The following is a 7,230-nucleotide window of genomic DNA, read 5'->3' on the forward strand; positions in this document are numbered from 1 at the left end:
CCCTACTACCCCTGCTTCCCCTGCCTCGCCTACTCCCACTCCTTCATCGCAAACAGCCACCGAGTCAAGGTTAGTAGTTTTAGGAAATTCTGATTTCGCCACCGATGGCTTGTTTCAACAGCAATTAAATGGAGATGTATTCCTCAACTCAGTTACTTGGCTGAGTCAACAGGATCAGCAACCTCTTTCCATTCGCCCCAAAGAACCAAAAAACCGTCGGATAACCCTGACAACCACACAAGGCAATCTTTTAATATTGTCATCTCTGTTGCTTTTACCTTTAATTGGGTTTGCGATCGCAGTTATTATTTGGTGGAAACGACGGTAAAGTTAGGAGTTAGGAATTCTCCCTCAGTCCCAATGACAAATGACTAAAAAATGAAATTGCCGAGAACGACTTTAATTTTGATACTGCTAGCGCTGGGTTTAGGTGGTTTTGTTTACTTCTCTGAAATTCGGGGTGCGACTGTGCGAGAAGAAACTAAAGAGGAAAATAAGCAAATTTTCTCTTTTGCAGAAGATGATGTGCAATCTCTAACAGTCAAAACAAAAAAACTCACCTTGAATCTAGAACGTAATCCCGAATCTAGTAGTAACCCCAAGTGGTTAATCAAATCTCCAGTATCGGGCCCAGCAAATGATGCTATTGTTTCTTATTTGATGGATTTGTTGGTCAAAGGTAAGAGCGATCGCACTTTATCAACTCCACCAAAAGAGCTTGGGCAATTTGCTTTAGATGAACCCCCAGCAACTATCAATATCACCTTAAAAAATCGGCAAACCCATCAGTTGATTTTGGGTAAAGCTAACTTTAACGGACGTTTCTTATATGCTCAAACAGACCCTGCTGCTAAACCCGATGGAAATATAAACGTGCTGTTGGTATCTACAGATTTTGCAAATGCCGTGAATCGGGAGTTATCAGAGTGGAAGCAACCTGTAGACAATAGTCAGAAACTTCCTCCGCTCACCATTCCTAAACCGACTCCGACAAACAGCAAATAATTAATTCAAAATCTGGCGATATTATGATGACAAATCCCACAGCAACATTGCTGATTTCCTGCCCAGATCAACGGGGACTAGTGGCAAAATTTGCCAATTTCATCTATTCTAACGGTGGTAATATTATCCATGCAGATCAGCATACAGACTTTGCTGCTGGGTTATTTCTCACCCGTATTGAATGGCAGCTAGAGGGGTTTAATTTACCGCGTGAGTTTATTGCCCCAGCTTTTAATGCGTTTGCGAAGCATCACGGAGTGTTCGCACAACCTCTTAGCGCTAAGTGGGAAATACGTTTTTCTGATACAGTACCACGCATTGCTATTTGGGTCAGTCGGCAAAACCATTGTCTATTTGATTTAATTTGGCGACAACGTGCTAAAGAATTTGTGGCTGAAATCCCTTTAATTATTAGTAATCATGCTAATTTAAAGGTAGTAGCAGAACAATTTAATATTGACTTTCAGCACGTTCCCATCACTAAAGACAATAAATCAGAACAAGAAGCACAACAACTAGAATTACTCCGCCAGTACAAAATAGATTTAGTTGTATTAGCGAAATATATGCAGATTGTTAGTGCAGATTTTATTAATCAATTCCCGCAAATTATTAATATTCATCACTCCTTTTTACCAGCTTTTATCGGTGCAAACCCCTATCACCGAGCTTTTGAACGCGGTGTTAAAATTATTGGTGCAACCGCTCATTATGCCACTGCTGATTTAGATGCAGGGCCAATTATTGAACAGGATGTAGTGCGAGTGAGTCACCGTGATGAAGTGGATGATTTGGTGAGAAAAGGCAAAGATTTGGAGAGAGTTGTATTAGCAAGAGCAGTGCGATCGCACTTACAAAATCGTGTATTAGTCTATGGTAATAGAACAGTAGTATTCGAGTGATTGATTTTATATCAGAACGAATATAATTTTACAAGAGATGAGTATAAAAATATTAAGAGTTATCGCTGGGTTTGCGAAAGCGAAGTTAAATAGTTAACAACCTCATAGTAATAAGATATTATGATCCCTGACAACTTCATCGTCCGCACAATGAAAAGGTCGGAAATTGATTTGGCGATTACTTGGGCAGCAAGCGAAGGTTGGAATCCAGGAAAGTATGATGCTGAATCTTTTTATCAAACTGACAAGAACGGTTTTTTATTGGGCGAGTTGAATGGTGAGCTAGTAGGGTGTATTTCTGCTGTCGCTTACGATCAGCACTTTGGCTTTCTAGGTTTTTACATTGTGAAACCCCAGTTTCGTGGGCAGGGGTTGGGTATGAAAATTTGGAAGACAGCAATCGACTATCTCAGCGCTGATCGTAACATCGGCTTGGATGGTGTAGTAGCTCAACAAGATAACTACAAAAAGTCTGGTTTCCAAATCGCTTATAAGAATATTCGTTATCAAGGGGTTGGTGGCGGTGTTATGCCTGCTGGTATCATCGACCTGAAAACAGTGCCTTTTGAAGAGTTGGTGGCTTACGATTGCCAACTTTTTCCTTCTAAGCGTCCAGTGTTTCTGCGACATTGGATTGAACAGCCAGAAAGTACTGCTTTCGGGTTTCTCAAAAATGCATATCTTGTTGGTTACGGAGTTATCCGGCCTGCCCATACAGGTTTTCGGATTGGGCCACTGTTTGCTAATGACGAACAGATTGCTGAAGCATTATTTCAAGCCTTGCTTGCAGAAAATCCTCATGCTCCAGTGTTTTTTGATGTACCCGATGCAAATGTACAAGCAATTAACCTAGTTCAACGTTACCAATTGGAGCCAGTCTTTCAAACTGCTCGGATGTACACTAAAGAAATTCCTAATTTACCTATTGATCGTGTCTTTTCTGTGACAAGTTTGGAACTAGGTTAGAGACAGACAAACAATGTGTTTAGACCCCTAATATACAATCCCACTGTGAGCGCGTGAATTTTTCTATGAGTCTGCGTGCATCAAATTTAATGACTTTTAAAAACGTCTTCATGAGTAATCCTCAATTCCCTCGATAGCACTGCTCAATCAAAGATGTGAACCCTGATCGAAATAAATACCCTTGAGTTTCCAAAAATTCAAGCGTCCTGGCTATTACAATTCGGTGATCGCAGTAGATAAATTTCTGACAGTGCCGGGAAGGAGTTGTAACTGTGCGTTCCGAATTAAACCTTCAAATGTTAATGATCAGCAATGGATTGCTGGTTTTTCAAAAGAACACCGCAATCGCATATTACTAAACAAAAACATCTCCAAAAGCTATCACACTTTTTGGAGATGTCTAATCAACTGCAATGATATTAACTTACACACTGATGCTGTTGGTAACAAGCCTTGGTTTCAAATAGTTGTAATTTATTAAACGGCTCTTGTTGTTCAATTCAATTTCCCGCTCTGCTTCGTTCAACTCCTGCTGGAATTTAGCTAAAACATCCTGAGCTTCTGGGTCTAAAAATTTATCATCATAGTACCCTAATCTGTCATAACGGTAAGCTGACAGGATAAATAAAATCGATAATTGATCGGCAGTTTGCTTCGATGGTGGCAGAAATGATAATAGACTTTTGCGGTCAGGAATAGTGCCTTCTGTTGTCATTTGTTTATAAGCAGCAAGGGGCATATTGGGCATGAAAGTCATATATTCATATTGTGAGTAGTTGACAGCAGCGTGTTGCGGCCCACAAGTGAAGATAACCGCAGTAGCAATATCAATTAATTGGTCTAATGTGTCGATGCGATTGCTAACACCTTTAACTCGTCCGCCTGATTGGGAAACTAATTCCTGTGCCCAACTTTGTAATTCTAAGTCTGCTGTTAAGTCTTGGGGAGTTTTGTAGTATATCTGCAAGTATTCAGACACAAACTTTTTAATGGTATTCCACAATAGCAAGCCGTCGTCTCGATAGGGATAGTGAGGTAAGTTGTCTGGATCATCCATACCCCGATTTTTTAGTTCAGTGGGTAAGGAAAACTGATCTAAGCTCCATTCTTGATATGCGTTGACGACAATTTGCAATGATTCTTGCAGAGTTCCGGCTAGCAATTCGTCAACAGGGCCACCTCTACTAATTAGGCGCTTACGAGCCAAGTCATTATTAGCCAACATGAAACGGAAGTGAGGTTTTAGTAATAAGTTGAGGGGATGATTTTCCGCTAGTTGACGCGCTGTAACAATAGCAAAGGGTTCCATAACAAAGTGAGTTCGACACAGATGGCTACTCATTTCATGATGGTTAGCATCAGCAATTTGAACACAAAGCTTGGCATGAAACCAGGTTAAAGGGTCATCAAAAGGCGTAATTAGCTGGCTCTGTTTGCCATCTGCGGGGTTGATTTGGATAACAATTGGTACTAGTTGACCGCGATCGCTAAAGCCAGAACTGCGCCAACAAAAGAAAGCTATAGGGGTTGGTAAATACTTCTTACCTCTTTCATAAGTTCCCCCTTTAACAAACGCAAGCGTTCTGTAATCAGCTACATATAAATTTCCATTTGCAAGTTTTTCTAGTAAGTTGATAGAGTCACCAAACTTTTCTTGCAGTTCTAAAATTGTAAAGGCCAAGCCATCTGGCATTTCCTTAATTCGGCGTAAAACTAAAGGATTTGCACCACAAAGTCGTTGTTCACAAAAAGAGTTATCAGTTTGGTATGTTTTGATGACACTAGGTTTAGGCAAAACTGGAAAATAGTCTTCATAGTCTTGCAATTCATCTAAAGGATCCCATAAAGAACGGGTTTTAACGGCTAACATATTTATAGGCAGTTCTGCTGTCTCTAATGTCCGTTCAGCAATATATTTAGTTGAAAAATTTTCTATAGAAGGTACATTTTTTAGCATTGCCATAGGTGCTAAAAACTCGTAATCAAATTCATACACCCCTTGGTTTCTCTCTAGCAATATTTGACGTTTTGTAGGGTCAGGATCATTTTGAGGGAGGTATGGCTTCATAACTTTTAGTGCCAATTTAAGGTAAGAACAATAACAGGTAATTTTACCTCTAAAATCTGAATTTTAAATTTTCACATAAAATATTTAACAGCGTTTATTGTGGTCTATCTGCAAACGGCATCTATAGGTTTTAAACCGCTTACTATGAATCAGGCTTACTTATTGCTGTTATGCAGAATATCCAATTTTGTAAGATTTCTTCACTGATAGTCAAATTCTCATGGGGAAATTACGTCGTCAAGGGATTTGTAGAGGCACTTGATACAGAAAGTGTGCGATCGCATCATAATAAAGAAATATTAAGCTGCACTCAGAAAACTCTCAATGAGCCAGACTACCTTAAATTTAGTTGCAATATCTATCTTTCTCATGACCCTATCGGTACTGCTGGGGCCATTCTTGAATTTGTCGCCAGCAGTACCGGCACTTGCAACCTTCGCTATTTTAGGCATAGCTACGTTAGATAGTTTTAGCTTGCAAGGCAAGGGTGGTACTATTTTTTTGGATTGGATTGCTGGTTTTTCAAGTGAACACCGCGATCGCATCGTCCACCACGAAGCAGGGCATTTTTTGGTTGCTTACTTGCTAGGGATTCCCGTTACCGGCTACACACTCAGCGCTTGGGAAGCCTGGAAACAGGGGCAACCTGGTCAAGGTGGTGTTAGCTTTGATGATGGCGAATTAGCTTCTCAATTAGAAGTGGGTAAAATCAGTGCCCAAATGCTAGACCGCTACTGTACTGTTTGGATGGCTGGTATTGCTGCTGAAACCCTAGTTTTTGATAATGCTGAGGGTGGATCTGATGATAAAAGCAAACTGATTGGAGTCTTGACAGTTTTGGGCTTTTCTGAATCAGTTTATCAACAGAAACTGCGGTTTCATGCTCTCCAAGCAAAAACCCTACTACAAGAAAATTGGTCTAGTTACGAAGCTTTAGTTAATGCTATGCGACAAGGCACTTCAGTAGAAGATTGTCATGCTGAGTTAGGAGTGCAGAGGAAAAATTAATGACAAATGACAAATGACAAATTATGAAGAAACAACTTTCAAATGTGAAACATGAGATAGGTGGTTCGAGTGCATAACTCGATTACGCCCAGCATTTTTAGCCTGTAAGAGACATTGATCGGCACGATTCAATAGACTTTCTCCTTTTTCATCATCATCAGCTTGCAGACTGGCTGTGCCCAGACTAATGGTGATATTAATTGTCAGTTTATTATTGAGTGCAAATGGTTCATCGCTAACTACGCGATTAAGACGACGGGCTACTAATATTGCTTCCTCATCGGTAGTGTTAGCCAGAAGAATCACAAATTCTTCGCCACCATAGCGGAATGCTGTGTCTTGACAGCGCAGATTGTGTCGCAGACGCTGACATAATATTTGCAAAATGCGATCGCCTACTAAATGCCCGTGAGTATCGTTAACTTTCTTGAAATGATCTACATCCAGAATAATCAAACTCAGGGAAGTTTTTTGAGTTCTAGCTCTTTGAATTTGTCTGGGTAAGTCCCATTCTAAAGCACGACGATTATTTAATTCTGTCAACGAATCGGCTAAGGCGATCGCTGATAACATATCATTTGTCCGAATCAAATCTCGATATTTTTGTGCTTTTCGCAAGCCAACAGTCAATTGAGCAAGTATTAATCCATGATTGGCAGTCAACTCTGCTAAATTATGGTCTATTTCTTCATCAATAAGATGCCAAATATAAGCATCGGCTCCTTGCTTTAGGGCCGCAGCACTCATCTCTAATTCTCTATACCAACCCTTATTTCTATCAGTAAGCTGTTGGAAACGATCCTCGAATAAAATACAATATATCCAAGATAGTTTTGTCTGCTCTTTCAACCAATTGCACAGTTCCATACTGCCATCCAAGCTAGCCTGCACAAGCATTATATCGGGGGGCGCTATTTTAATCCGCGACACTACTTGATTGAGATTGTCTATAACTTCTACACTAAAAGCAGTCGCATAACGGATCTGATCTGGAAGTGTGGTGATAAAATTATTTTTTCCAAAGACCAGAATAGAAATATTCATTGTTTTATTATTTATCCTATTTAAATTTTAAAGAGATTAAGTTGAGTAATTTACTACTATCCTTGCCTAATACTAAATATTTTCTTGTAGGCTGAGTTAGATTTATGGTTATATAATTTTCTTTACGACAAATCTCCAATATTTTTCCAAATTTGCTCTCCTTTTAAGAATTTCTATTTACGTCTAGCATTTCTGAAATATTCACTTCTGACAACTAATGTCTTCTTTACACTATGT

6 protein-coding genes and 1 pseudogene are annotated in these 7,230 nt (G+C 39.6%); 5 read left to right on the forward strand and 2 right to left on the reverse strand.

Features of this window, described 5'->3' with window-relative positions; all coding sequences use genetic code 11:
- The 4 genes and pseudogenes from GNF10_RS33580 to GNF10_RS33595 all read left to right on the forward strand — a co-directional run.
- Nucleotides 1-328: pseudogene (locus GNF10_RS33580) on the forward strand (ABC transporter); the annotation flags it as partial.
- A gap of 50 nt (nt 329-378) precedes the next feature.
- Nucleotides 379-1,005: a DUF4340 domain-containing protein gene (locus GNF10_RS33585; RefSeq protein ID WP_185581320.1), complete on the forward strand. Its 627-nt coding sequence runs from the start codon at nt 379-381 to the stop codon at nt 1,003-1,005.
- Between the two features lie 26 nt (nt 1,006-1,031).
- A complete protein-coding gene (purU, locus tag GNF10_RS33590) occupies nt 1,032-1,907 on the forward strand; it encodes a formyltetrahydrofolate deformylase (RefSeq protein WP_185581321.1) in 876 nt (291 codons plus the stop codon).
- Nucleotides 1,908-2,027: 120 nt separating this feature from the next.
- A complete protein-coding gene (locus GNF10_RS33595; RefSeq protein ID WP_185581319.1) occupies nt 2,028-2,873 on the forward strand; it encodes a GNAT family N-acetyltransferase in 846 nt (281 codons plus the stop codon).
- Nucleotides 2,874-3,297: 424 nt separating this feature from the next.
- Here GNF10_RS33595 and GNF10_RS33600 read toward each other — a convergent pair whose 3' ends face one another.
- The gene (locus tag GNF10_RS33600) at nt 3,298-4,941 is read right to left on the reverse strand and encodes a lipoxygenase family protein (protein WP_185581318.1); all 1,644 of its coding nucleotides are present in this window, start codon (nt 4,939-4,941) and stop codon (nt 3,298-3,300) included.
- Nucleotides 4,942-5,265: 324 nt separating this feature from the next.
- On the opposite strand from GNF10_RS33600, the gene GNF10_RS33605 reads away from it, so the two are divergent.
- On the forward strand, nt 5,266-5,949 hold the full coding sequence (locus GNF10_RS33605; RefSeq protein ID WP_179071671.1) for an ATP-dependent Zn protease: 684 nt from the start codon (nt 5,266-5,268) through the stop codon (nt 5,947-5,949).
- 21 nt (nt 5,950-5,970) lie between these two features.
- Here GNF10_RS33605 and GNF10_RS33610 read toward each other — a convergent pair whose 3' ends face one another.
- On the reverse strand, nt 5,971-6,993 hold the full coding sequence (locus GNF10_RS33610; protein WP_185581811.1) for a GGDEF domain-containing protein: 1,023 nt from the start codon (nt 6,991-6,993) through the stop codon (nt 5,971-5,973).
- Between the last annotated feature and the right edge of the window lie 237 nt (nt 6,994-7,230).

The organism is Nostoc sp. UCD121, assembly GCF_014222285.1.
Taxonomy (GTDB): domain Bacteria; phylum Cyanobacteriota; class Cyanobacteriia; order Cyanobacteriales; family Nostocaceae; genus Nostoc.